This is a genomic window from Pedobacter sp. AC402, from assembly GCF_979252805.1.
The window spans coordinates 200,432-226,363 of the sequence record NZ_CEEDAI010000015.1 but is presented as its reverse complement, the minus strand read 5'-3'; the positions used below and the strand labels follow the sequence as shown (position 1 = coordinate 226,363).

Below are 25,932 nucleotides of genomic sequence, written 5' to 3'. Positions count from 1 at the left end.
TTGTAGATGCAGTTGATGAACCCTGGCCATTATACCACTAGACTGATTCCTGGCTATTATAGCTTAGACCATTAATAAATTTGGTATACGCAGTTAATCAACCCGGGCCATTATTACCATTGACTATTAACCAATTTGTGTTAAATAGAATAGTCAATTGTTGATAGTTAATAGCTAAGGCTATCAACCCAGAGGAATAGTTATCATCTGGTATGGGTTAATTCATAGGACCTGGCCATTATGCTACTAAACTGATTCCTGGCTATTATAGCTTAGACCATTAACAAATTTGGTCTACGCAGTTAATCAACCCTGGCCATTATTACCATTGACTATTAACCAATTTGTGTTAAATAGAATAGTCAATGGTTGATAGTTAATAGCTAAAGTTATCAACCCAGAGGAATAGTTATCAATTTGGTATGGGTTAATTCATAACCCTGGCCCATATACCGTTGATTATTAACCAATTTAGTTTATGCAAATGATGAACCCTGGCCATTATACCATGGACTATTAACCATCAACCATTACCCATTAAACTTCAACCAACAACAACTCTACTCATCCCCCACTCAGACCTCATAAGGTAACTTTTCTCCTTTTAAACCAGCTAAAACGTTCTTTACAATAATCTGCGCCATGGCTGCCCTTGTTTCTTCAGTGGCCGAACCAATATGTGGTAATACTGCAACACTTTCCATTGCCAGTAATGGATTATTTTTATCCATTGGCTCCGGATTGGTTACATCCAAACCTGCTCCCCAAATTATTTTTTCTTCAAGTGCCTTAATCAAATCCTTTTCGTTATGTATGCCGCCCCTTGCTGTATTAATGAAAATTGAATTGGGTTTCATCTGTTTAAAAACATCAAGTGTAAATTTATCTTTAGTTTCTGGTGTGAGTGCGGTGTGGATAGAAAGCACATCACTTTGTGCCAAAAGTTCTTCAAACGAAATATACGTGGCACCAATTTCTTTTTCAGCTTCTTCGTTACGCGAGCGGTTGTGGTAAATTACCTGCATTTGATAGGCACCGATGCATTTTTTGGCCATCTCCAAACCAATTTTCCCTAAACCAAAAATACCAAGGGTTTTGCCATTTATTTCTATCCCCAATTCGGGAGTTGGCTCATAGTTTTTCCATTCACCATTAATAATTTTTTTGTGGGCGTAAAAAGCTTTTCGCGATGCGGCAAGCATTAATAAAAAAGCTGTATCGGCAGTGGCACCGCTTAAAACACCCGGAGTATTGCCTATTGGAATATTTAATCGTTTCGCAGCCGCTACATCAACCTGATCGTAACCAACAGAGTGTAAAGCGATAACTTTTAAGTGACTGCAGGCTTCAAGAAATTGGGCATTAATTTTATTCGGCCCTACACTGATCAATCCATCCTGATCCTGGCAGGCCTCTACAAGTTCTTCGGCAGTAATCTGCCTGTTTCTTTCCATTGGGTAATCGAAATGTTGTTTTCTTCGAGTTCCTGTATGCCAACTGAAGCAATATTGCCACTTATAAATACTTTCATATTTTAATTAACAGTAAAAAATCCTGGGTGTTTTAATCAATTATAATTACTAAATACGCAATTATTTAACTGTTGCTGTTAATACCTGATAGGTATTTGCGCTAAAATAGCCCAGTGCATTATTGGAAATGTTTGAAGTTGGATTGGCTGGTGTAGTGCCCTGGTTTGGCCCACGGTTAGATTGCTGACTCAGCGCATACCAATAATCAAATATGTTGGTATCAATACATTCCATTTCTATCTTTATCTTATCATTAGAATTTAGCTCGTCGCTATCATGATCGTTAGTTGGCGGTTTAAAAAACAATTGAATTCTAAGTTCATTCCCATTTGTTAAACGATCGTTATTAACGTAAAAACGTTCTGATAAAATATCATTTACATAAAGGTTAAAGTGATAAAAATTGGTTTCGTTAACCGGATCTTTCAAAAATACTGCGGCAGTTTTACGTTCCCTGCCAAAGAAAAAGTTCTTAATCACTCCAATAGAATCCACTTTTACCACGTTCGGCATTTTCGAACTTGCAGTATAAGTTTGTCCTTCTGAAGTAACATTTAAATTGTAGGTAACACCTGGAACTCCACGCATTCTGTTGATATAAGTACCGGCTATTGCACCTTCTTTAAAAACATAATTATTCCCTTTATTATCCGTTACGGTAACACTTGCCCCCGAAACTTTTGGAAAAACGTTTGCTTCTGTATAGCCGATGGTTTTGCTGATCTTAATCTGCTGATCGATCAGTTGATCATTAATCTTGCCTTCGATAACAATCTGTGGATCGGCATTTTCGGTATCAATAGAGATAATTTTCTTGCAAGATGTTAAACATAAGGTAATCAGCGATAGATATATAATCAGTTTTTTCATGCGCTTAAAATTTAAAGTTCCAGGTAATTGAAGGAATAAGGCCAAACAATGAGGTTTGCTGAGCAGCAGTTTTACCCGGATTATCCGGATCGGTAATAAACTCAATGGAATAAGGGTTTTTTCTGGCCAAAACATTATAAATACCGAAATTCCAGCTCGATTGATATTTTTTACCTGGTTTGCCTTCTAAAGTTGCACTTACATCTAAACGCATGTTATAAGGCATACGGCCTGCATTTCTTTCGGTATAATAATAGGCCATTTGACCACCAATGCTGTATTTACCTGCGGGATAGGTTACTGCATTACCGGTGCTGTATATAAAACTTGAAGAGAAAGTCCAGCGTTTAGTCATGTTGTAAATACCCACTACTGAAATATCATGGGTCCTATCCTGCCTTGCCGGAAAATAATTACCATTATTAAGTTCTGTAAATTTACGTTCGGTACGCGATAAGGTATAACCTACCCAACCGTTCAGTTTTCCAAATTTCTTTTTAAAAAATAGCTCTAAGCCATAAGCCCTGCCTACTCCGTATAAAAGTTCGGATTCTACATTCGAATTGGCCAATAATTCTGCTGCATTTTTGTAATCAATCTGGTTTTGAAGCCATTTATAATAAATCTCACCCGAAAGCTCATAATTGTTATCCTGAATATTTTTAAAATAACCCAAAGCAACCTGATCGGCAATTTCGGGCTTTATATTCGTACTGCTTAAAACATATTGATCGGTTGGTGAGCTTGATGTTGCATTGGTTAAAATGTGTACATTTTGCGTATTGCGGTTATAAGAAGCTTTGATTGAATTTTCTTCATTAAAGAGATAACTTACAGAAAAACGGGGCTCGAGGTTAAAGTAGTTTTTATGGAATTTTCCTTTGGCTACATTTTCGGTCGATAGGGTATTTCCATCCGCATCGTAGGTACTAAAATTACCTGGGCCCATTAAAGAAAAAGCAGCCAGGCGCACACCATATAAAAAGTTTAAATGTTCGTTTACCGCCCATTCATCTGAAATGTAAGCAGCAGATTCTATTCCGTAACGCCTTTCTTGTGTAAGTGAATTAACCTGCGATGCTTCATCGCTATCAATATCTATAGGCGAAATGCGGTGTTGTGTGGCATTTATACCAAACCTTAAGGTGTGTTTATTGCTGAAATACTGAAAATCTTCTTTAAAGTTAAAATCCCTAACCAATGAGGTTGCTTTAAAGTTAGTGGCATCATTTAACAACCTTACGGTATAATTGTAGTTATTATAAATTAATGATGTATTGGAAAATAAACGGTCGCTAAAAATATGATTTAACCTGATGGTGGTGGTTACATTGCCCCAATTGTTTTCGAACAGATCTTTAACACCAATGTTATCCTTGCCAAAATAGCCAGAAATATAAATGGTATTTTTATCATTGACTTTATAATTCGCCTTAGCATTGATATCATAAAAATTTAAGGTACTGCCGTTTACAGACGAATCGGGCGACGATCTCAAAAACAAGTCGATATACGTTCTGCGGAAACTCACCATAAAAGAGCCTCTGTCTTTAACAATCGGTCCTTCTGCCTTTATGCGCGAGGCAATTAATCCGATCCCGCCCTGAAATTTAAATTCCTTATTGTTGCCATCATCCATTTTTACATCTAAAACAGATGATAAACGACCACCATATTGTGCAGGCATACCGCCTTTGTACAAGCTTACATCTTTAATTGCATCAGCATTAAAGGTTGAAAAAAAGCCAAGCAAGTGCGAGGAATTGTAAACCACTGCTTCATCCAAAATAATTAAATTCTGATCGGCAGCACCACCACGTACATAAAATCCGGTATTGCCCTCGCCGCCTGATTTTACACCAGGCAGCAGCTGAATGGTTTTTAAAATATCCTTTTCGCCCAATAATACGGGAATGGAGTTTAGCGACTTCATATCAATCCGCTCCAACCCCATTTGTGCACTTTTAACATTTTCATTTTTACGGTTATTTGCATTTACCGTTACCTCGGCCAAATCGATTGCACTTTTTAATTCTTCGTTAAGCTTGGTATCTTTATTTAAATCAATGGTTTTAACAATAGCTGCATAGCCTGTATAACTTACTGTAACAGTATAAGTTCCTTCTGGTTGGGTTAAGGCAAAATACCCGTAATTATTGGTTAAAGTTGCTGCTGTAGATGCTCCAATAATTTTTACCGTTGCACCAATCAGCGTTTCGCCCGAGCTGGCATCACGGATGGTACCACTGAGGGTAAATTTATTTTGAGCAAAAGTAGCAGATGTGATGAAGACGAGAAAAAATAACGCTAAGTAGTGTTTTATGAGCATATTGGCTACTATCTAATTTATAAGGTCGAAACCAAATGTACGAATTCCAAGCCCTTTTAACAGATAATGGGCAATTTCTTCATACAAACGGGTTTATTTACTTTATAACGGGATAAATTGCAATATGGTGTGAGCGCAACATATAAGCACTTAAATGATCTTTACCGGCCTGCTGAAAACTGATTAATTTTGAAGATTCTTTGGGCATATGGCAATCAATGCAATTGCTGGTGAGTGATCCTTTTGCAAGGGTAGCCTTGCTATGCCTGGTTGTTTGATGGCAGTTGATGCAACGTTGCGAGTAAATTGCCAAATTGCCTTTAATATTTTCGTGTGTGCTGTGGCACGATTGGCAGGTCATGGTTTCACTTTTCTGATAACAGTTACTCCCCTTTAACATGGCACTCTGGTTACCATGTACATCGATACCGCCACCACCAAAACCAACAAAATCCTGCGAATAATAGGCATCCAGGTCATCGCCAGGTTTAAAAACAAATACCGATCGTTGTGCCACCAAAGTATTGCCTGAATGGCATACTCCCGCAAACATCCATTTTTTGCTTGCGGGAAAGTGTTTTAAAAATGCTGATGAATTTTGCCGTCTTTTCTCCCGGGTTTTCCATATGAAATACCACATGTTGTTTACCCGGGCCGTGGCAACGCTCACAATCTATTCCATAAATTACAGATCCTTTTTCCATTTCTTCTTCTTTGGAAAAAGCAGACTCCTGCTTGATTATTACATCTACATAAGAGGCATGGCACTCCAAACAGCGGCTTGTAATTGCCCTATCGTAGTAAAATGTATTTTTAGGAAAGCCCGGACTAATGGCCCAGTTCTGGATAGCAGAGAAATAAGATAATGGTAATTCGTATAACTTATTCCCAATCCAATAACCATAGGTATACGCTTTTTCGCCAGATCCGAATTGAATATCGAATTTTTGGGCACGTACTGCTTTGTTATTTTGATAAGCTACCTGAAAAATGCCACTATCTCTTTTCTCTATAACTACTTTTTGATGTTCATCAAATAAAAAGCGGTTAGAATCGGGTGAAAAAATTTTCAATAAGGCAGCATCAACAACGGGTTTAGATGTTAAACCATGTGCATTGTGCGCAAAAGACTGCGTTAAATCTTTATGGCATTTTACGCATGTAGCTGCTCCGGCATAGGCTTCGCCTCTAATATCCGGTGGTAATTTATCCGCAGCATTCATACATCGCGAAAGGATTACGATTACAACAGCAAGAGCCCCTAAAATAAACAGGATACGTTTCGCGCCTTTCACTAGATGTGTTTTATTACTTTATAAATTGAATATAACTAAAATTATAGCCTCCAACCTCTGCCAGCACCTTTATTTTTTGCTTTCCTGCTTTTAAGGCGATATTTTTAAGTTCAAAAGTTGCAAACTTCTTACTATCGCCGGTATTGGGTACAGCAATATCTTTCGCTATAGTATTGCCATCAATTGCAATGGTTATTTTGCCTGTAGCATGATCTGCTGCTGTATTAATTTTAAGTGTGTAAGTTCCTTTTTGTGCAACATTTACCGTGTATTGTAACCACTCTCCTTTTTCGATATGGTTTACATAATACTTTTCGTACTGTGCTGAATCTTTTGCAATATCTACCCCATCATTACGGTAAATGCGGCCACGGTTTCCGGCAGTACGTTTCCCTGTTGAAGTATGGTAATCGGCAGTATCGGTGTCAGAATAAGCAAAACCATTTCTACCAAGATCGTAATCTACCGCATAAACAATGCTTTTATTTTTAATTAAATTGGCTTTAAAGGGTTTGGTTCCGTTACTAAAAGGCTGGCGGATCATCGCATCAATTACATCATGGTGAATAATGGTATTCTCTAACCGCGAATAAATAGCAAGTTCCATTAAGCCACTGTACACATTGCTATCTTTAGGTTTGTTGCCTCCATTATTTAGGTATTTCACCAAAGCATCATAATTGGGGTTCGATTTAATCTCCATAGGGTTATTGCTGCCGATCTTTTTTAATGGCCACCAAGACCAGCCAATGTTATTTTTTTCTAAAAGGCTAATGGCATCAGTAAACCAAACGTTAGAATTTTCGCCTGTTTCGCCCAGCCAAACCGGAACATTTTGCTCATCTCTGGCTTTGATAATATGTGCAATGGAAGCCTGATCGTTATAATTCCAATATTTGTGGAAACTTAAAACCATATTTTTATCCCAAAGCGGGAAAACACCATTATAATTATTGCCCCAGCCATTTCCTTCGATGATAATGATGTGTTTTTGATCAACCTCGCGAATGGCTTTGGTAATTTCAACCATCAGTTTCCGCAATGGTGCATTTACTTTTTCTTTCGTGCCATTTTTATCTTCTTCAGGGTTTGAGAAACCATAATTGGGTTCGTTCAGAATATCATATGCGCCAATGTAAGGTTCATTTTTATACCGTTCTGCCAGTTTTTTCCATAGGGCAATCGTTTTTTGCTGATTGGCTTCACTATCCCATAAATACGGTTTTGAAGGATCGCGGTCTGCTATATTTAAATCGTTGCCTTGTCCGCCAGGTGCGGCATGCAGGTCCAAAATGAGGTACATTTTATTCGCTTTACACCAGGCCAACAAGCTATCGGTTAAGGCAAAACCCTTATCGAGCCAGGTATTTTTGCCTGCAACAGGTTCTTTGTCAGCCGCTAATGTATATAAATTATAGTGCATGGGCAATCGGATGGAATTAAACCCCCAGCGTTTCATCGAATCTACATCAATTTTGCGCATGTGGTTAGCTAGCCAGGCATCGTAAAACTCCTGCGTTTGCTTTGGCCCCATTAGTTCTTCTATCCTTTCGCGGATTCTGTATTGCTGCGCCTCTTTATTAATTTTGAGCATATAGCCTTCTTGCAACATCCATCCTCCTAAACCAAAACCACGGAGCAAAACATTCTCTCCTTTTTCATTGACTATTTTTTTGCCATCGGCCTCTAAAAATCCCTGACAAAACCCTGTAAACGAAATGGCGCTGAGCAAAAAAGTATATATTATTGATTTTATAAAAGACATAAAATTTAGGTTAGGTTTTAGATAATTACCACACATAGGTTGCTACAGCTCCTTCATCAAGTGCTGCCACAAGGCTTTTGCCATTAAAGCCGATATTAAACAATGCCGCGTTTTTACCACTATTTGCTACAATTAAAACGTGTTTTCCATCAGGTGTTTTAAAGGCAACATTTGGTAAATCGCTTAAATCGTTAGTGGCAATACGAACAGCACCCGGCCGCACAAATTTAGATGCATGTGCAATGGAATAATAAGCCAGGTTTCTACTGTAGGCATCTTTATTAATGGTTACCGCACCCTGGCACATGGAGCAGCCTCCTCTATCGGTGTAGGGTTTATTTTCGGGGTCGGCAGCCAGATTCCATTCCAATACATTTTTACTCCAATTACGGGTAGCACCAATAATTAAACGCCTAACGGGGTTCACAATTTTAATGTCTGTAGCATCTGGCTGTTCAACCACCATTTGTTCTGAAAAGTAAATGTTTTTATCAGGATGGGCATTGTGTACATCGGTTAAAGCTTCAATTTTTCCTCCATACAAATGAAACGCAGAACCATCGATATACTTTTTGGCTTCAGGATCATCTAAAATCGTAATCGGGTAATCGGGCCGGTCGGCATTATGATCGTATACCAGAATTTTGGTTTTAATATTTGCTTTTGCAAATGCCGGACCGAGAAATTTCTTTACAAAAAGTGCCTGATCTGGTGCAACCATTAACAAACTTGGGTTATTGCCAGGGTGTAAAGGTTCGTTTTGAACGGTTATTGCATCGATAGAAATGCCCTCTTTCTGCATTTCCTGTACATAACGGACAAGATATTTAGCGTAAGCATCATAATAAGCTGGCTTTAACATGCCTCCACGGGCATCATATGTAGTTTTCATCCATAAGGGGGGAGACCATGGTGAACCCATAATTTTCAATTTTGGGTTTATCGCCAGGATTTCCTTCATTACCGGAATTACATCCACTTTATCGGGACCGAGGTCGAATTTGGCCTGTGTTAAATCAGTTTGTCCTTCGGGAAGATCGTTGTAAGAAAATACTTTTTCATTTAAATCTGATGCGCCAATACTCAAACGGATATAACTCACGCCGATGTTGTTCCCATCTATAGCAAAAAGTTCTTTCAATAGTGCAGCTCTTGTCGGTGCCGACATTTTAATAATATGCTGCGCACTGCCTCCGGTTAAAGCGTAACCAAAGCCATCTATGGTTTGATAAGTTTCCTTTTCATTAATTAAAATAGTTGGGTTATCATTTTTAACGGTTTTAAAACTTAAGCCTGCTGCCTGTTTGGCAAATAGTACAGATCGATCTGCCTTGGTGAGCCAAACCTCTGCCTGGCTCTGGGCAACAGCACAAAGGGAAGAGCAGGTAAAAATAAAAGCAATAAATAGGTGTAACGGTTTGGAATGAAGCATAGGTAAACTAATGATCAGATTAAAAAAACAGGAAGAAAGACGCTGCTTCCTTCCTGTTAACAATTAAACATTAAGCGTATGTAATAGATGAGCAACTATTTTGTTCCGCCCCACTCTTTATTTTGCTCTAACTTGGTATTGTTTAATTCGCCCTGTGGAATTGGGAAGATTTCATGTCGACCAGCAATAAAACCTCTTGAAGATAAAGTTGCTGCTGCTTTCCCCCAGCGAATTAAGTCAGGAAATCGTTGCCCTTCACCAGCAAGTTCGAGTCTTCTTTCTTTTTCAATATTTGCTTGGGTTACCGCAACTGGATTTAAGCCTACTCTTGCCCTTACTGCATTTAACAGTTGATATGCACGGCTACCTACGCCAACTGCTGCGTTGGCGTTCAGTAATGCTTCGGCCTCCATTAAATAAGTATCAGCTAAACGGATTTCATACTCATCTACCCCGAAATTTAATTCTGGGGTATTTGCTGCTGCATTAGCAGCTAGGCCGATATATTTTCCAAAAAAGTAACCTGTATTGTTATATCCTGCTGTGTAATTTGCAATACCATTGGTTTTTAAACTATCCAAATTGGCCACTGTTGCACCATTACGGGGATCAAAATGAATAAAATCAAAGAATTCTTTAGTAAATACCAGAAAGCTATACCCACTAAAATAATCAGGTGCTGTAGGCATAGTTTTGCTATACCCTCTTGGACCGGTTGTAATAGACAATAAGTTGCCTTCGCTATTACCAGCTGCGTTCCAATTGCCATTAGATTTACCACTATGCACAAATTCAATGATTGATTCTGAATTGAATTTATTAGTAGGTTTCCACAAATCGGCAAAATTAGGCACTAATTTATAGCCATATACCGAAGATGATACACCCGGTGCAGTGCCGTTAACTACTGCTAATTGATCTGCTGCTAATTGCCATTTTTTCTGGTATAGTAAAACTTTACCCAGTAATGCCTGTGCGGCACCTTTAGTTAAGCGTCCGCCTTCTGTAGCTGCAGGAACTGTATTTGGCAAACCAGGTATTGCATCGTTTAAATCTTTTTCAACATAGGCATATATTGCAGATGGTGCCGTTTGTGTAATATTATATAAATCCTTTGGATCTACTGTACCTTCAATTAGAGGAATGTTTTTAAAGAAGGTAACAAGATCAAAATAAAATGCAGCACGCATGGCTTTTGTTTCTGCAATATACCGTGCTTTTAAACTGGCATCCATTGGGATATCGACAATTTTTTGCAACAATATATTGGCTCTATAAATTCCGCCATAACCCCTATTCCAAAGGTAACTCTGTGGGCCAGTATTGGCACTAAGTGTAAAATTCTGCATCACCTGCAGATCATTTATATCACTTGGACCTCCACCGCCTGCCAGCTGATCGCCACCTGCTACACTCATTATGGCAGATTTATCATATAGACCACCTGATTGGTATGCAAACCGGTCGTAAACTGCAACTAATCCTGTAAAAGCATCAGCTTGCGTTTTATAGTAATTATCCAAAGTTACACGTTCCTGTGGATTAACCTCCAAATTCTTTTTGCAGGAACCTAACGATACAGTAAACACAATTGCTGTAAAGTATAAAAAATTCTTTTTCATCATGATTTAACTTCTATTAAAATCCAACATTTAACCCAAACAAAAATGCCCTTGCTTGTGGATAGGCGCCACGATCGATACCATATTGTGCACCACCACCTGAATCGGATGTTACACCCAATTCAGGGTCATAACCTGTATACTTGGTTATGGTAAACAAATTTTCGGCTAGCACATAAACACGCAATCTTTTCATGCCCCATTTGCTAATAATTTCTTTTGGCAAAGAATACCCGAGTTGCATAGTCCTTAATCGGAAAAAGTTTCCGCTTTCTAAATACAAGTTGGTAAATTTGGTATAGTTGCCATTCAGATCATTATCCGCAATTCTTGGCAATGTTGCAGACGTGTTGGTTGGAGTCCATACATTTAAGTATTTTGTTTGGTAATTCGCCGTTGAAATATCTAACCTCCTTAAGCCCTGAAAAATCTGGTTGCCACCTGAGCCACTACCAAATGCAGTGAAATCGAAGTTTTTATAGCCCAAATTAATGGTGATACCATAGCTTACTGTTGGGTTAGGATTTCCCAAATAAGTTCTGTCATCTGTATTAATAATATTATCATTTTTTAAGTTGGCAAACTTTAAATCACCTGGTTTTGCATTTGGCTGTAACTTGGTTACGCCATCAGCACCAAGATAGCTATCAACTTCTGCTTGTGACTGGAAGATACCGGCAGCCTGATACCCATAATATTGTTGATAAGGCATATTCAAGCCTGTACGGGTAATTGCCCCAAAGTTTTGAAATGTTGCACTATTATCCTCCAAAAACGTATTACCTGGCAGTAATTGAGTTACTTTATTTTTGTAGAAAGATATATTTCCGTTTACACCAAAATCAACCGCACCAAGTTTTTTGCGATAACCTAGTTCGATCTCTAATCCTCTGTTTTGGATATCGGCAACATTTTGTGCAAAACTACCATAGCCCGCATATCCAGGAATTGGTGGATTCTGTAAAATGCCTGTAGTTTTTTTGTCGTAGATATCAACAGTTAAAGTTAGATTTTGAAATAATGTCGCATCAATACCAATGTCGGCAGTTCGGGTTTCTTCCCATTTCAAATCTGGATTAGCAGGTGCACCGGGACTATAACCGATGTAAACTGCTTCAGTAGTAGATCCAAATACATAATTCCGATCTCCGCCTGCACCCACAAGTGGCACATATGGAAAATCACCGATTCCATCATTTCCGGTTACACCATAGCTTCCGCGGATTTTCAAGAAACTGATCACATCATTCTTAGGAAAAAAATCTTCAGCAGTTGGTACCCAACCAATTGAAGCAGATGGGAAGTAACCAAATTTATTGTTGCCGCCGAACCTTGATGATCCATCACGTCTGATCAAGGCAGAGAATAAATATTTTTCCCCGTAATTATATTGAAGCCTCGAGAATAATGAATTAATCCTATGATCAGTACCATCACCACCACTACTGCTTCTTCTGTCATCAGGAAGAGACTCATACCGGAAAGAAGCTTCATCAAAAGTTTTTGCAGGAATATTGTTATAAACTACAGTAGCCCTTCTCTGGTTACCATCCTTGTATTCACCGTGTCCTAGTAATAAAGTAAAGTTATGTTTGTCAAAAATTTTATTGTACGAAATAGTATTCTCTAAATTCCAGTTGATTACATAAGTATTTTCTCTTGATAATGATGACTGGTTTATTGCAGTTGAGGTATTATAAAATGCAACTGGTGTAAAATTGTTAGCTCCATAAAAAGCCATTTTGGTTCCTAATGAAGAATGAACATGTAATCCTTTTATAGGCTCCAGATCTACGAACACATTACCAACTATATTATGATCATAACCGTAATTACCTAATCTGTTTTTCGTAACAGCTAAAGGATTTTTCATTTCCTGTAATACAATAGGAGAGATACCATAAAACTGACCAGCATCATTCCTTGTACCTGCTGCAATTTGCGCAGCTGTTTGAGGAGCAAAATCTTTCTGTGCAACCGGATCAGTTACAACAGCTGGAGTAATTGGATCTAAGTTTATAGCCGAACTTAATATTCCGCCAAACTCACGGTTGGTTTCGCCAATGCCACTGTTTATGCCATGGCTATAACCCATATTTTCTCCAAAAACTACACCTTTGATCGGTTTAAATGAGGTATTTATCCTTACATTGGCCCTATTGAACTTCGAAATTGGAGAAGCCACAATTCCTTTAATGTCCGTGTAACCAAATGACGTAAAATAGGTGGCTTTATCACTACCTCCAGATACGCTAAACTCATGACTTTGTTTTGGTGCACTATTATTAAAAATTAAATCCTGCCAATCTGTTCCCTCACCATAGGATGCAGGATCGGCGAACGGAAGTTTGTATACTTTGCCCGGTCCCGGAACAAAACCTGCATCATATGCCTGGTTGCGTAAGGTAGCATATTGAGTAGCATTTAACAGATCAAGTTTTTTAGCTGGTGCCTGGGTACCGTAATAACCGCTGTAATTAATATTAAGTGTACCTGCTTTTCCTTTTTTGGTGGTTACCAAAATAACACCTGCTGCTGCACGTGTTCCATAAATTGCTGCAGATGCACCATCTTTTAATACCTCGATTGATTCGATATCATCCTGGTTTAAATAACCGATACCACCTGCATCAATCACCACACCATCGATTACCCAAAGTGGCTCATTTTTGCTGTTACCAAAAGAGGTAAAACCTCTCAAACGTACTGTTGAGCTAGACCCTGGCTGACCAGATGTTGCAGCAATGGTTAAACCCGAAGTTCTGCCCTGTAACGATTGCCTCGATACGCACTACAGGTTGGTTTTCCAAATCGGCAGCTTTAACACTGGAGATTGCACCAGTTACCACACTTTTCTTTTGTGTGCCGTAACCTACAACAACAACCTCTGTTAAATCTTTTGAACTGGCGGCAAGGGTAATATTTAATTTTCCTCCTGCCGGTACAGTTACAGTTTGGGTAGCCATGCCTATTAAGCTAATGGTTAATTTACCACCTACTGGCGCCTGAATGCTAAAATTACCATTGGCATCTGTAGAGGCTGCTTTGCTTGTACCATCAAGCTTAACTGTGGCCCCAGGTAATGGGCTGCCATTTTGTTCTGTTACTTTTCCTGTAACGGGAATATCTTGCGCAAGTAAAGCCGCCGGAAATGCCAAGATACAGTAAATGAAGAATACGAATGTAAATCTTCCTCTCATAGAAATTAGTTTTAAGTTAATATTTGGTTAGTTAGTGATCGCGGCTTGGGTGGCCGAGTTTCATAAATCAAATCTATGGTGGCGCGTAATAATTGCAGCATTTGCTGCTACTACACGAACCATACAGAAGCCCTCAATTAACTCAAAATAAAGAAAAACAGACCTACATAAGCCCTACAACGAGAATCAAAATCACTGTAAATCAGTTAATTAATATATACAGACAGAAAATGTTTCAATTGTAACAAAAACATCGATTTAAAGCGTTTTTTGACGCGCAATATCAATCAGAAACTCATACAAATTGGTTTCGGGTTTAAGTTGGAGTTTCTTTCTTAACCTATATCGGCCAACTTCGATGGCTTTAATGGTAACATTCATCAATTGCGCCATTTCTTTCGAAGATAAATTCATGGATAAATAGGCACAAAACTTTAAATCGTTTTGACTTAAATCAGGGTAAAGATCTTTTAACTTGTTAAAAAATTCGGTGTTTACATGGTTAAAGTGTACACTCAAATGATCCAGTTCCTGATCCTTTTTTTCTACATCTCTAATCAACCTGATCAAATGCCTGAAACTTGGTGAACTTTCATTAATATCGTGGTTTTTAATTACCGCAGATATAACCTCTTTTATCTTCGCAAGCACTTTACCCCGTTGCACCAAATGCATCGTCATGGTAGAAAGTTCTTTGTTTTTATAATTTACATCGGCTTCTAACTTTTCGTTCTGCAGCCTTACAATTTCCTTTTCGTTCCTATCCAGTTCCAGCTGGTGGAGGTAGCTCATGCGATCTTGCTCTTTAATGTGTTTCCGTTTTTGCCACTTAATTAACAGTCTGATAAGCAGCACAATTAAAATGAGGTAAAAAATCTTCATCCAAATGGTATTGTACCAGGCCGGTAATACTACAAAAGTATAGGCCACTACCGCCGATTCGTTGCCAACATCCGTTCGCGCTTTAATGTTAAAAGTATATTTGCCTGCGGGTAAATTGGTGTAATCTTTTTCGCTTTTTATGCCCCATGCAGACCACTCGCTATCGAAGCCCACCAGCTGATAGCTAAATTTTGTATTTTTATCGTGCTCAAAAAGTGTAGAAGCATATTCGAAATGAATGGAGTTTAAGCTGTTAACGTATTCAGGTATTTCCTTTTGATCTTGTTTATCAGAAATTATTCCTTTACTTACAAAGTAGCCGCCAAATACCAAACTATCTTTATTGCCAAGCAGTTTAATTTGGCCGAGTGTTACAACAGGTTTAATAATATTTTTGATGTATTTATCATAATTAATGTGGTAAGCACCTTTATTGGCCCCTATGAAAATGTTTTTGCTATCGAGCGCATAAATAGATTCAAAACCGCCTACAACTTTGCCATCCAGTTCGGGCAAATAATATACAGTAAAGGGGTTTGATCCGGATGGATGTTTAAAATCGATTACCCCTACCTTTTTATTGCTTACAAACCACACATTGCCATCGCCATCTTCTTTCATATATTGAACCGATATATGGTTTATGGCGTTGGCAAGCAATTTAAACCGCACAAATTTCTGTGCACTTTCATCATATTCATATACTCCATCGGCTGTTGCAATAACAACCCTGTTTTTGATATGGAAAACATAATTATAGAGCTTTGATGGTAAGCCGTTTTTTTCGGTATATAGCGTGGTACGGTAGCACATGCTGATGATCGGGTTGCAATTCTATTTTATAAACACCATGATAGGGGTGTGATGCCCAAATGCGATCGGGATTGTTATTATCAGCCACAATAAAGCGTAAAGTTTCGGCAATGCCGCCAATTTTGCCTGCATTGCTAAAACGGGAGTTGTTGTAAACAATTTTTTGTAACCCTGCATAAGTTCCGGCAATAAGCTCTTTACTGGGGTAAATATTATCAGGTGTTTGGTACATCCAAGTACCGATTAAGCTGTAAATTGGCCTGGCTACATTGTCTTCAACCAGTAGCGTACCATCTTCATGGGCCATTAACAGCTGGCTATTAATCTCATCAAGGCCCCAAACCTGGCCTTTGGTGTTGTTTACTTCTTCAAAACTGGCAGGCGAATAGCTCAAATCCTGTTCTTGGGCACTAACCTTGGTTCGGTACAGGCCATTTGATGTACCGATGTAAACAGATTGCTTAAATTTTCTGAAAGCATAACTCGTAATCTGTTTATTGCGGATCGGGAAAAATATTTTTAACAGCACTGTTAATGGCTACATAGGCTATGCCATCATCAAGCGCAAGCCACATGTTTTTATCACGATCGATTAAAATTCCCCTAACATTGTTGTTCTGCAAACCTTCCCTGTAATTGTATTTTTGAACGAGTTCACCTTTCCTGTTCATAATATAAACCCCACCAGATGTGGTGGCAACGCCATACAGATTGGCACTGATCTGATTGGCAAAATAAATCCTGTTATTTAAAAAAACCTGATCCAGATTTGTTTTAAAGGGTATTAACTGGTGATTAACTACTAAAAAGAACCCTTTTTTCAATACAGAAATCAATAATGTATCGCCAGCATATGGCAACACAGCTGTAATAGATGAGCGGTTTAAAATACTGTCGCTACAAAAGGGTTTCCACATTTCGTGCTCGTAAAGCAGTAAACCCGAATCAGAAGATTGCGAAAATATTTTGTTGTTAGCCATTCCCATAAACAGCCAGGTGGTATTGGTTTTGTAACTTTTAATTACGCCATCTTTATAATGTAAAATGGCATGGATCGATCTGAAGAATACCTCGTCGTGTATAATGGAAACACCCCAGATATCGGCCAGTTTTCGCATATTATCTGGCAGCAGGTTTAATAAAGAAGTATATTTTAACACACCCTGCGCATTTGGGTAGAAGTATCCAAACTCATCCTGCCCACCTACATAAATGCGGTTTTTAGAATCGATACCTACTGAGCGTACCGAAGTATAGTTGGGCAACCTAAAGAGGTTCCAATACCGGCCGTTAAAAGTGAGCAAACCTTCGTTATTGCCAAAATAAAGTATCCCATTTTTATCCTGCTCTACATCCCAATTCTGTATTCCAGCGTTATACTGTTCGTTGTTGTAATTTACAATTTGCGGAATACCCAATAAATCCTGGGCATGCACATTACAGAATATTAGTAAAAATATGATCGCAAGTAGAAGTTTATTCATCTGGTTAGGGAAGGATGATTTTGAACGCAATAATAAATATATAATTTTAATTCTGATTAATCTTGCTTACAACCGATCATATCAATTTATGGATCATCTTTTCGGCATATCAGTTATATAATGAACATTATATTTTGCTTTGTAGTACTAATAAGATTTGAAAAGATATGTATAAGTAAATTGATTATTACAGCTTAGATGGTGAGGATTAACTGGTTAGTCTTTGGGGAGCGGAATGGCAGTAGAGATGGGTTTATTCCTGTCCCGCTTTTACTGCAAGTCCTCACTCGTGCCTCGCTCCGGGCTTTCCGCACAATCGGGGCTAATTAACATTGGGCAGTGCAAGTAAAAACTGATGCTTATTGCGCCTGAGGCAATGTATTCTTATAATTATTATAGGGTTAAGACTGATCAGCTGGCAAACTTGTTAGTAAATTGATTATTAAAGCTTAGGTGGTGAGGATTAACTGCTTAGTTTTTGGGGAGCAGGATGTCAGTAGAGATGGGTTTGTTCCTGTCCCGCTTTTACTGCAAGTCCTCACTCGTGCCTCGCTCCGGGCTTTCTGCGAAATCGGGGCTAATTAACATTGGGCAGTGCAAGTAAAAACTGATGCTTATTTCGCCTGAGCCAATATGTTCTTATAGTTATTATATTGTTAAGCCTGATAAGCTGGTAACATTGTTAGTAAATTGATTATTAAAGCTTAGGTGTTGAGGATATAGCTGGTTAGTTTTGGAGAGCAGGATGTCAGTAGTAATAGGTTTAGTCCTGTCCCGCTTTTACTGCAAGTCCTCACTCGTGCCTCGCTCCGGGCTTTCCTTGCAATCGGGGCTAATTAACATTAGGCAGTGCAGTAAAACCTGGTTTTTAATAGGCCTGAGCCAATATGTTTCATCTTCAAAAATTCTTTTCATCACCTAAGCACTATAAATAACACGGTAAGAAAATGTTATTTTAATAAATGTGGTTCAACGGCTTTTCGCCAGATGGCATAGCCTGTAGCGTTCATGTGCAACATATCCCCTACAAATAGCTCTGGCCTGAGTTTGCCATCTTTAGTCAGCATCGGCTTATATACATCAACAAATTTCGTATTGGCTTCTGTTGATAAATACTTTTTAATCAATGCATTCGAGGCTACTGCTTTATCTTTAAACTTCTCTCTGCTCGGACTAGGCTTTATCGATATATAAACAATCGGTACCGTTGGCAATTTTGCCCTAATGCCCTGGTACAAACGGATGGTTCTGTTTAAAACCGTATCAGGTGTTACTTTATCATTTACCAAATCATTCTCGCCCACATAAAGTACAATCTGTTTAGGTTGGTATGGAAAAACTATATCGTTTAAATAGAAAGTAATATCATTTATTACAGCACCACCAATACCGCGGTTTAAGGCATTGTATTTAGCAAAAACCTGTGTACAATCGTCCCACTTTCGAATTGATGAACTGCCTACAAACAATACGGGGTTTACCGGCGCCTTATACATCTGATCGTACTTTTTAATGGTTTGCACATCATCCCAAAAATTGGGTTTCGTTTGGGCAAATGCAGTAAGGGTTACTAATGAAGAGAGCAAGAAACAGGGTAACATATATTTTTTTCATACTATGTAGGGATGTATTATAATGGGCACAATATACCAATATCATCATTTCTATAAACCAATCAATCAAATTTATTACGGCGGATAAAGCAAGTATGGATTACTTTGCATTCTTAAAGGAATTATTTTCGCATTGCAAATGCGTACCTCTAAAATCCTCGTTACAAACGAGGACTATTTAAGACTTTTAACCGACAGATTTACACAGAAAACAGTTTTTGCCACCGAAACACAGAAAGCACGGAGAATTCATGGATGATCATACTACATCGTCCTCGTTTGTAACGAGGATGTGCGAGTAAAGCGATTTTATCGCGCTAAAAGGAATTATTTTCGCATTGCAAATGCGTACATCTTAAATTCTCGTTACAAACGAGGACTATTTAAGGCTTTTAACTAACAGATTTACACAGAAAACAGTTTTTGCCACCGAAACACAGAAAGCACGAGAATTCATGGATGATCATACTATATCGTCCTCGTTTGTAACGAGGATGTGCGAGTAAAGCGATTTTATCGCTCCTAAAAGGAATTATTTTCGCATTGCAAATGCGTACCTCGAAAAATCCTCGTTACAAACGAGGGACTATTTAAGTATTCATTTCCTTAAAATCATACCACTCATATTGATTTTAAGGAAATAAATTACTCCTCAGAATGACAGTGGTTAACGAAAAAATTCTATCTATCCCCTAAAACCAGCACTATACTTACTAAAATCAACTGATAACGATGCAATGTGCGCCAGCTTCTGCTTGGTAGAGTGATCGTCATGATCGGGAACCACGAACATCAGCATCACTTTGCAAACCAACTCCATCGCTTAGGTTATTCATAATCCGCTTAACCAATAATGGGTCGGCTTGCTCAGGTTTATGGTTTACAGAAAGATATATTGAAGTGATAATTGCATTAATTTGGTAAATGGTAGATTGTACGCCGTACAGACCGTTAAAATCAATATGTTTACGCATTGGTTCCTGACTGGCCGATTCTATAGCCTCACTTAAGGCCGATAAACTGAGGTTGGCATTTTTGCGTGCCATCCGCGATATGTTTTCGCCCAGGTTTTCTTTCCTTTCTATCGCTACCTGCAAATAATTTAGCGTATCTGTAGTAGCCCTGCTTATTTTTTCTTTCAACTGGCGGCTATCCCAAATGGGAAAAAGATAGGTAGCAAAAATTGCAATCACACACCCCCAAACGGTAAACATAATCCTATCGTGCACAATATGATCGAAATGCCTTTGGTAACTGCCCAGCGTTAAAATAACCGCGGGGGTAATAAACAGCACGCTTATGGTATAATTTAGACGGTTAAATGCATAAAAACCGAGCAGAAAAATCACTGAGAAAGAAAGCAACACTGCAGGGCTCTTTATAAAATATACAATTACCAGCCCGATAACCACGCCACCTAAACTGCCCTTTAAACGTTGCAGGTTCCGTTTCCAGGTGATTGAGAATTTAGGGCGCGCTACAATTACCAGGGTAAGAAAAAGCCAGTAACTGTACTTACTCGGTTCTAACTGCCATATTAATAGGAAACCAAACAGAAAACAGATAGCCAAACGCAACGAAAACCTAAAAATAGGCGATTTTAAGGTTAGGTGTTCCTTTATCGTAAAACGATCGCCGGTAATAAATAACGGATAGGAAATACCGCCACTTAACTCTTGCAGGTGTTGGGCCGCTGTATGCTCATTGCCTCTTATCATTTCGATAATACGCACAATATCGTTCATGTTCGAAACCACTTTTAACACCATTTTACGTTGGGTTTCATTCAGTTGCTCCATTTGCTGCAATAATAACAGCCGTTTTTGGTAATATGCTATATTGGTTGCTACCTCGCCTTTGTAAGCTTTAGCCGAGCGTACATGCCTGCCCAACTGTTCTAGCTCTTGTGCCAAAAGTTTTATCAGTGCTGCAATCAGTTTTAAACTTGGGCCTGTTGCCAGGGTATTCCTAACCAAAACATAATCGTAATGTACGGCATTTAGCTGCTCGTATAAATCGATCAATAACCTGGCCCGCTCCAGCAGCAACCGCCCTTTGGGGTTGTTGGGGTTCATGGCGTACTTATCGGTAAGCAGCAAATTGCGGATCAGTTCGTGTTTCTGGTTTACTTTTATATGCAGTTTTATCGCTTCTTTCTGTTGCAGATCGAGCGGTATATCTACATCGTAATTTTTCGCCTTTGCATTTAAAAACTGGGCACTGCTCATCAAACATTCAAAAATAGCATGGTGAAGCGAGCGGTAAGGCCGCAGCAAAATCTGGATTAAACTGATTACATAATACCAAATGCCACCAATTAGCATATAACTGCTAAAATAGAGCGGCCTGGCCGGGTGCAGCCCCATTACAAAGGTGCAAACAATGAGCGCCATGGTGCCAATGAGCGAAAGTTTTTGCCCGTACACGGCAAACATCGAAAAGCTGAAAGCTGCAATTACAACAACTATTGCGGTAAGGTAGAAGTGGGCTAAAACCATCGAAACCACCAGCGTAGTGGCAAAAAATACGATGATACTGGAGAGGGCTGTTTTTAATTTATTTAGCCGGTTATCGGGCAAATCGGTTAAACTGATTAGCAGCGCACCCACCCCTATACCCTTAGCGGCCTCGGGGTTGCCAAGGTAAAAGAATAATATAATGGGCAACACCACGGTAATGGTGGTACGCAATGCATCAGAAAAATACTCGCCTAAAAAGAAATACGAAATGGCAGAGCCGATGCTGTTTTTGCCCATGAACAATATTGATGAATAAACCTCAGTTAGAAAGCCGCAAATGTACAGCATTATAATGAATGCATACAGCACAATCGTAAAACCGACCAGGCAACATTTAAAACATTAAAACAATTCGGATTAAAAATGATTGTATTTATACACCAATACCATTTTATATGAAAACGAAATTAATCATTTTAGTAACTGCATTTGGTTTAAGCTTAGCAGCTTGTACTGGTAAAAAAGCCGATCAGGAGAATGCAGACAGCATGAGTAAATATACTGATACCACTAAAGCTGTTGATAGTGCAAGTACGGATGCAATTGCAGATTCGACCACAAACGCACCTGCTGACGCAAAAAACTAAAGAAAATAACAAACAACTAGCGCTCATACTGAAAAGTATGGGCGTTTTTTTATGGAGTGACCCCTCAGGGGTTCGAACCCTGGACCCACAGATTAAGATTTGTTTAATCATATAAAAAATGCCATTATTTTTCCTGATCTAATTGACCAGGTTTAGCATATAGATATTTAACCACATAAATGAAAATGGCAATAACATTTGCTGATGAAGTAGTTAAAAGAGCAATTATTACATTTTCTTTTAAAGAAAGTCTACCAAGAGCAACTAAGAAAACTGTTCCACCTGTGAACATTAACCAAAAGGCTAACATATTATAAATTTTATCAGCATACTCTTCTCCTCATACGAATATCCTGCTTATAGTTTTTTAATAAAGCTTTTTGATTTTTTTTGTAATACTTTGTTTTAGCCTTTTCATATTCATTCTGTTCGCCTTCACTTAATGGATTAAGTTGATCAGACGGAGCATTAGACTGAACAATCTGGCTAAGACTTGTAAGAAAATTTGTGGGAGCGCCTGACATTATTAGAGCTTGAGGTAATGCTCTTTAATTAAATCATTGGGGATTAGTTTTTTCCCATCTTGTTGGCCACCTTGCTTATTCCAGATAATATCCCATGGAGTATTTTTTTCATGCGTTAAATTCGAAAGCTGAATACCTGTATATTTTCCATACACTTCGAATATCTTATCTAGAAATTTGGTGTCATCTTCCGTTATTATATTCAAATTTTTTAAGGGTAATCCATCACTAAAAGGATCATCTGACCAACCAGGCACATCCACACTAGCAAGACTGGTGATTGGGCTGTTACCATATAGTTTAAACTTATGATATACTGATGGTATGACAGGTCCATATCTCCATGCTTGGACTCCTTCATCAATTAAATCTTTACCTGCAAGACGCAAATACCATCCATGAGCAATATATACCAATTTTAACAATTTCATGGGTGTAACCTCTTGTCCTGTGTCTAAAGATTTTTTAATAAAGTAATTAGCGACTAGGTTAGGTCTATACATATATTTTTTGTTATACAACTTAATAAATTAAAACGAAAAATTATTTCATTTTAGATAGAAACGAGAACTATTTAACAATAAAAAACAAACTTACTAAAATTAATAGCAAAACAAAATTATTTATTCAATAACACGAACAACCCGTAGACCATTTAAAACTCGTTACCACTTTAATATCAACTATTAAAAATATTCATAAAATATCACATAATTTATAATATTATTGGGCACAGTAGTAGTTTTTCTAAATTATACACTATAAAGGTTTTTTAATTAAAATTTATTTGAATGTAATATAGTGACCCCTCAGGGGTTCGAACCCTGGACCCACAGATTAAGAGTCTGTTGCTCTACCAACTGAGCTAAGAAGTCTGGTTGATTAAATATAGTTAAAAAAGGGATTAGTAATTATATTTTGCGTTGCAGAAGTTACAGATTACCAGCTATCGTGATCAGTTTCCGCTATCACCGCTAAGTCAAGTGGATTATACGCAGTTCATTAACAATCAATTTGCAGCCTCGGATGTGATTAAAAAAAACAAGCTATATACCAAAGTAGAGGTGAGCACGATTGTAGAAAAAGATGGCACTGTTTCTAAATACGCAGTAAAAGGAACAGGCACCGAGGCCATGCAAAACGAAATAGTAAGAATCCTTAAACTCTTGCCAAAAAACACCCTCGGTACTAGAGATGGGCAAGCGGCCAGGTTTCGGCTACATCTGCCTTTTGAGTTTAAATATGAATAAAGGTTGCGCCAGCACTTCAGCATTAGGATTCCCGCATGCGCGAGAATGACGACCGCCACTTTGCTTTTTCGCCCATTACTTCGAATCTTCTAATGCAGATTATGTTGGTACACGCAGATTTTAGCGTTCGTCAGTCTGTGCGGAGTTGATAACCCACCCAGCTTTGTTTTCTTCGCGCCTTCTCTTTGTGCTCTTTGTGGTTAAAAAAACTACGCATTTAAAAGATCTCTCCATTCAGCTGCGCTTCAGTCGAGATGACGATTTTTTTGCGGGTGCAAATAATGGTGGTAAACGATAACCCACCCAGCTTTGTGTTCTTTGCGCCTTTTCTTTGTGCTCTTTGTGGTTAAAAAAAACGATGCATTTAAAAGATCTCTCCATTCCGCTGCGCTCCAGTCGAGATGACGATTTTTTTCGGGCGAAATAATGGTAGTGGACGAAAAACCCACCCAGCTTTGTGTTCTTCGCGACTTCTCTTTGTGCTCTTTGTGGTTAAAAAACCTAAGCTTTATTCAAACTATCCCTTTTGCAACGTACCTACATATTGGTAAGTATTAACCAACACCCCTGTTGATGTAGTTTTACAGCTTATAAACTCCAGTTGGCGGCCATCGGCTGTATCCAGAAAGAAACGTTTGCCTTGGCCAAGCAGTACAGGATATACCATTAATATCAGTTCATCAACCAAGCCTTCGTTAAGCAGCAAAGCAATCACTGTCGAACTTCCCCAAACAATCAGATCAGGTCCTTCGGTTAATTTAAGTTCGCGGATGGAGGCGGCAACGTCTACTCCTAAATCATTAAACGGTCCCCATTCCAGGCTGTCGGGCCTATGGGTGGCCACGTATTTGGTTGCCGTGTTCAGCGCATCGGCCATGGGGCTTTCGCCTGCCTTTGGCCAATATCCCGACCAGCTATCATAAGTTTTGCGGCCCAGCAGCAAATCGATGTGAGTGCCCTGTGCTTCCAATACAGCCGATAAACCATCAGCACATCTGTAAGGTGTTGTCCACCCGCCATATTCGAAACCTTCACCATTTTCATGCTGCATTACGCCATCAAGCGAAACATGTTCCATTATTTTAATCTTTCTCATTGTTATATTTATATCTTGATGATAAAGTTACAACGGAAGGGCAACGCGTATGAGGGGCAATCATGACAATATAAAGGCGTTTTTATGACTATCCAAATCTGAACATAAGAAGATTATTATTTGATTATTAACTTAAATGGCCTTATGTCTCTTATATGGATAATAATCAATCAACCTAAAGCGGCTAAATCGCCACTTTGCTTTTTCGCCCATTACTTCGAATCTTCTCATGCAGATTACGTTGGTACACGCAGATTTAATGTTCGTCAGTCTGAGCGGAGTTGATAACCCACCCAGCTTTGTGTTCTTTGCGCTTTCTCTTTGTGTTCTTTGTGGTTAAAAAACTATGCATTTCAAAGATCTCTCCATTCCGCTGCGCTACAGTCGAGATGACGATTTTTTTTCGGATGCAAATAATGGTAGTAATCGATAACCCACCCAGCTTTGTGTTCTTCGCGCCTACTCTTTGCGCTCTTTCGTGGTTAAAAAAACTACGCATTTAAAAGATCTCTCTATTCCGCTGCGCTCCAGTCGAGATGACGATTTTTTTTCGAATGCTAATAATGGTAGTGGTTGATAACCCACACAGCTTTGTGTTCTTTGCGCCTTCTCTTTGTGTTCTTTGTGGTTAAAAAACTGCGTATTTAAAAGATCTCTCCATTCCGCTGCGCTCCAGTCGAGATGACGATTTTGTGTTTACACAACCTTATTCCGTTAATTTCCGCTTGATTCCTTCTGTTACGTTTTTCACTTTAATAAAACCCGCTAAAGAACTGTTTCGTTTATCGAAATCGATTACCAACCAGCCTTTTTTGGCTTTAAGGTTAAACTTATCGCTGCCATTTAAGTTTACAAACAAATCGATATTCTGATCTAACGGAAGTTCGTTGTTCAGGGCACTATCAAGGTATTTCTCCAACTTACCTGTTTTGCTTTCGTTGTACTTTGCTTCAAATTTAAAGTCGGTATTGTTATCTATCGTACTAATAGATAGGTTTCCTCCACCATTGTGGCATCCGAAACTTAAAACGATAACTAAAATTGCGATACTGTATATTATTTTTTTCATGTTGTTAATTGATTAATTGTTTTTCATCCCCTAGCCCCCCTCAAAAGGGC

General features: G+C 38.6%; 21 protein-coding genes and 1 tRNA gene. 2 read left to right on the top strand and 20 right to left on the bottom strand.

Annotated elements, in window-relative coordinates:
• Positions 1–575 precede the first annotated feature (575 nt).
• The 15 genes from AC0IWE_RS24550 to AC0IWE_RS24480 form a co-directional block, all read right to left on the bottom strand.
• On the bottom strand, positions 576–1,454 hold the full coding sequence (locus tag AC0IWE_RS24550) for a 2-hydroxyacid dehydrogenase (RefSeq protein WP_471795121.1): 879 nt from the start codon (positions 1,452–1,454) through the stop codon (positions 576–578).
• 138 nt (positions 1,455–1,592) lie between these two features.
• On the bottom strand, positions 1,593–2,402 hold the full coding sequence (locus tag AC0IWE_RS24545; protein ID WP_471795120.1) for a DUF4249 domain-containing protein: 810 nt from the start codon (positions 2,400–2,402) through the stop codon (positions 1,593–1,595).
• Between the two features lie 4 nt (positions 2,403–2,406).
• Positions 2,407–4,731: a TonB-dependent receptor gene (locus AC0IWE_RS24540; RefSeq protein ID WP_471795119.1), complete on the bottom strand. Its 2,325-nt coding sequence runs from the start codon at positions 4,729–4,731 to the stop codon at positions 2,407–2,409.
• 97 nt (positions 4,732–4,828) lie between these two features.
• The gene (locus tag AC0IWE_RS24535; RefSeq protein ID WP_471795118.1) at positions 4,829–5,284 is read right to left on the bottom strand and encodes a hypothetical protein; all 456 of its coding nucleotides are present in this window, start codon (positions 5,282–5,284) and stop codon (positions 4,829–4,831) included.
• Complete coding sequence (locus AC0IWE_RS24530; RefSeq protein ID WP_471795117.1) at positions 5,220–6,026, bottom strand: multiheme c-type cytochrome; 807 nt, start codon at positions 6,024–6,026, stop codon at positions 5,220–5,222. Before AC0IWE_RS24530 ends, AC0IWE_RS24535 begins: the two co-directional genes overlap by 65 nt.
• A gap of 13 nt (positions 6,027–6,039) precedes the next feature.
• Complete coding sequence (locus tag AC0IWE_RS24525; protein WP_471795116.1) at positions 6,040–7,791, bottom strand: cellulase family glycosylhydrolase; 1,752 nt, start codon at positions 7,789–7,791, stop codon at positions 6,040–6,042.
• 25 nt (positions 7,792–7,816) lie between these two features.
• The gene (locus AC0IWE_RS24520) at positions 7,817–9,223 is read right to left on the bottom strand and encodes a glycoside hydrolase family 30 protein (protein ID WP_471795115.1); all 1,407 of its coding nucleotides are present in this window, start codon (positions 9,221–9,223) and stop codon (positions 7,817–7,819) included.
• Between the two features lie 95 nt (positions 9,224–9,318).
• A complete protein-coding gene (locus tag AC0IWE_RS24515; RefSeq protein ID WP_471795114.1) occupies positions 9,319–10,848 on the bottom strand; it encodes a RagB/SusD family nutrient uptake outer membrane protein in 1,530 nt (509 codons plus the stop codon).
• A 13-nt stretch (positions 10,849–10,861) separates the two neighbouring features.
• Positions 10,862–13,591, bottom strand: coding sequence for a SusC/RagA family TonB-linked outer membrane protein (locus tag AC0IWE_RS24510; RefSeq protein WP_471795339.1), 2,730 nt, complete (start codon positions 13,589–13,591; stop codon positions 10,862–10,864).
• Positions 13,560–14,045, bottom strand: a complete 486-nt coding sequence (locus AC0IWE_RS24505; protein WP_471795113.1) for a carboxypeptidase-like regulatory domain-containing protein — start codon at positions 14,043–14,045, stop codon at positions 13,560–13,562. Before AC0IWE_RS24505 ends, AC0IWE_RS24510 begins: the two co-directional genes overlap by 32 nt.
• Positions 14,046–14,303: 258 nt before the next feature.
• Positions 14,304–15,740 carry a triple tyrosine motif-containing protein gene (locus AC0IWE_RS24500; protein WP_471795112.1) on the bottom strand — a complete coding sequence of 479 codons (1,437 nt, stop codon included), beginning with the start codon at positions 15,738–15,740 and terminating at the stop codon, positions 14,304–14,306.
• Positions 15,682–16,269 (bottom strand): hypothetical protein, encoded by a 588-nt coding sequence (locus tag AC0IWE_RS24495; protein WP_471795111.1) that lies wholly within the window; start codon positions 16,267–16,269, stop codon positions 15,682–15,684. The genes AC0IWE_RS24500 and AC0IWE_RS24495 overlap by 59 nt, the downstream gene beginning before the upstream one ends.
• Entirely contained in the window at positions 16,235–17,224 is a 990-nt protein-coding gene (locus AC0IWE_RS24490; RefSeq protein WP_471795110.1) for a two-component regulator propeller domain-containing protein, read from the bottom strand. Before AC0IWE_RS24490 ends, AC0IWE_RS24495 begins: the two co-directional genes overlap by 35 nt.
• A gap of 950 nt (positions 17,225–18,174) precedes the next feature.
• Positions 18,175–18,825 carry a GDSL-type esterase/lipase family protein gene (locus AC0IWE_RS24485; RefSeq protein ID WP_471795109.1) on the bottom strand — a complete coding sequence of 217 codons (651 nt, stop codon included), beginning with the start codon at positions 18,823–18,825 and terminating at the stop codon, positions 18,175–18,177.
• Positions 18,826–19,607: 782 nt separating this feature from the next.
• Positions 19,608–21,593 carry an FUSC family protein gene (locus tag AC0IWE_RS24480; protein ID WP_471795108.1) on the bottom strand — a complete coding sequence of 662 codons (1,986 nt, stop codon included), beginning with the start codon at positions 21,591–21,593 and terminating at the stop codon, positions 19,608–19,610.
• 158 nt (positions 21,594–21,751) lie between these two features.
• Here AC0IWE_RS24480 and AC0IWE_RS24475 point away from each other — a divergent pair, with 158 nt between their 5' ends.
• On the top strand, positions 21,752–21,943 hold the full coding sequence (locus AC0IWE_RS24475) for a hypothetical protein (protein WP_055903168.1): 192 nt from the start codon (positions 21,752–21,754) through the stop codon (positions 21,941–21,943).
• Between the two features lie 124 nt (positions 21,944–22,067).
• On the opposite strand, the gene AC0IWE_RS24470 is transcribed toward AC0IWE_RS24475, so the two are convergent.
• The 3 genes from AC0IWE_RS24470 to AC0IWE_RS24460 all read right to left on the bottom strand — a co-directional run bounded on the left by AC0IWE_RS24470 (position 22,068) and on the right by AC0IWE_RS24460 (position 23,342).
• Positions 22,068–22,253, bottom strand: coding sequence for a hypothetical protein (locus AC0IWE_RS24470; protein WP_471795107.1), 186 nt, complete (start codon positions 22,251–22,253; stop codon positions 22,068–22,070).
• A gap of 216 nt (positions 22,254–22,469) precedes the next feature.
• Positions 22,470–22,988 (bottom strand): Panacea domain-containing protein, encoded by a 519-nt coding sequence (locus AC0IWE_RS24465; RefSeq protein ID WP_471795106.1) that lies wholly within the window; start codon positions 22,986–22,988, stop codon positions 22,470–22,472.
• 281 nt (positions 22,989–23,269) lie between these two features.
• Positions 23,270–23,342 (bottom strand) — tRNA-Lys (locus tag AC0IWE_RS24460).
• Between the two features lie 48 nt (positions 23,343–23,390).
• Here AC0IWE_RS24460 and AC0IWE_RS24455 point away from each other — a divergent pair.
• Positions 23,391–23,717 carry an energy transducer TonB gene (locus tag AC0IWE_RS24455; protein WP_471795105.1) on the top strand — a complete coding sequence of 109 codons (327 nt, stop codon included), beginning with the start codon at positions 23,391–23,393 and terminating at the stop codon, positions 23,715–23,717.
• A gap of 517 nt (positions 23,718–24,234) precedes the next feature.
• On the opposite strand, the gene AC0IWE_RS24450 is transcribed toward AC0IWE_RS24455, so the two are convergent.
• A complete protein-coding gene (locus AC0IWE_RS24450; RefSeq protein WP_471795104.1) occupies positions 24,235–24,813 on the bottom strand; it encodes a dihydrofolate reductase family protein in 579 nt (192 codons plus the stop codon).
• A 706-nt stretch (positions 24,814–25,519) separates the two neighbouring features.
• Positions 25,520–25,882 carry a hypothetical protein gene (locus tag AC0IWE_RS24445; RefSeq protein WP_471795103.1) on the bottom strand — a complete coding sequence of 121 codons (363 nt, stop codon included), beginning with the start codon at positions 25,880–25,882 and terminating at the stop codon, positions 25,520–25,522.
• Positions 25,883–25,932 lie beyond the last annotated feature (50 nt).

What these genes read in the sequence shown, in the direction of transcription:
- AC0IWE_RS24550 (WP_471795121.1), bottom strand. Translation starts at nt 1,454, where the DNA reads ATGGAAAGAAACAGGCAGATTACTGCCGAAGAACTTGTAGAGGCCTGC.
- AC0IWE_RS24545 (WP_471795120.1), bottom strand. Translation starts at nt 2,402, where the DNA reads ATGAAAAAACTGATTATATATCTATCGCTGATTACCTTATGTTTAACA.
- AC0IWE_RS24540 (WP_471795119.1), bottom strand. Translation starts at nt 4,731, where the DNA reads ATGCTCATAAAACACTACTTAGCGTTATTTTTTCTCGTCTTCATCACA.
- AC0IWE_RS24535 (WP_471795118.1), bottom strand. Translation starts at nt 5,284, where the DNA reads ATGTTTGCGGGAGTATGCCATTCAGGCAATACTTTGGTGGCACAACGA.
- AC0IWE_RS24525 (WP_471795116.1), bottom strand. Translation starts at nt 7,791, where the DNA reads ATGTCTTTTATAAAATCAATAATATATACTTTTTTGCTCAGCGCCATT.
- AC0IWE_RS24520 (WP_471795115.1), bottom strand. Translation starts at nt 9,223, where the DNA reads ATGCTTCATTCCAAACCGTTACACCTATTTATTGCTTTTATTTTTACC.
- AC0IWE_RS24515 (WP_471795114.1), bottom strand. Translation starts at nt 10,848, where the DNA reads ATGATGAAAAAGAATTTTTTATACTTTACAGCAATTGTGTTTACTGTA.
- AC0IWE_RS24505 (WP_471795113.1), bottom strand. Translation starts at nt 14,045, where the DNA reads ATGAGAGGAAGATTTACATTCGTATTCTTCATTTACTGTATCTTGGCA.
- AC0IWE_RS24500 (WP_471795112.1), bottom strand. Translation starts at nt 15,740, where the DNA reads ATGTGCTACCGTACCACGCTATATACCGAAAAAAACGGCTTACCATCA.
- AC0IWE_RS24490 (WP_471795110.1), bottom strand. Translation starts at nt 17,224, where the DNA reads ATGAATAAACTTCTACTTGCGATCATATTTTTACTAATATTCTGTAAT.
- AC0IWE_RS24485 (WP_471795109.1), bottom strand. Translation starts at nt 18,825, where the DNA reads ATGTTACCCTGTTTCTTGCTCTCTTCATTAGTAACCCTTACTGCATTT.
- AC0IWE_RS24480 (WP_471795108.1), bottom strand. Translation starts at nt 21,593, where the DNA reads ATGGGCAAAAACAGCATCGGCTCTGCCATTTCGTATTTCTTTTTAGGC.
- AC0IWE_RS24475 (WP_055903168.1), top strand. Translation starts at nt 21,752, where the DNA reads ATGAAAACGAAATTAATCATTTTAGTAACTGCATTTGGTTTAAGCTTA.
- AC0IWE_RS24470 (WP_471795107.1), bottom strand. Translation starts at nt 22,253, where the DNA reads ATGTTAGCCTTTTGGTTAATGTTCACAGGTGGAACAGTTTTCTTAGTT.
- AC0IWE_RS24450 (WP_471795104.1), bottom strand. Translation starts at nt 24,813, where the DNA reads ATGAGAAAGATTAAAATAATGGAACATGTTTCGCTTGATGGCGTAATG.
- AC0IWE_RS24445 (WP_471795103.1), bottom strand. Translation starts at nt 25,882, where the DNA reads ATGAAAAAAATAATATACAGTATCGCAATTTTAGTTATCGTTTTAAGT.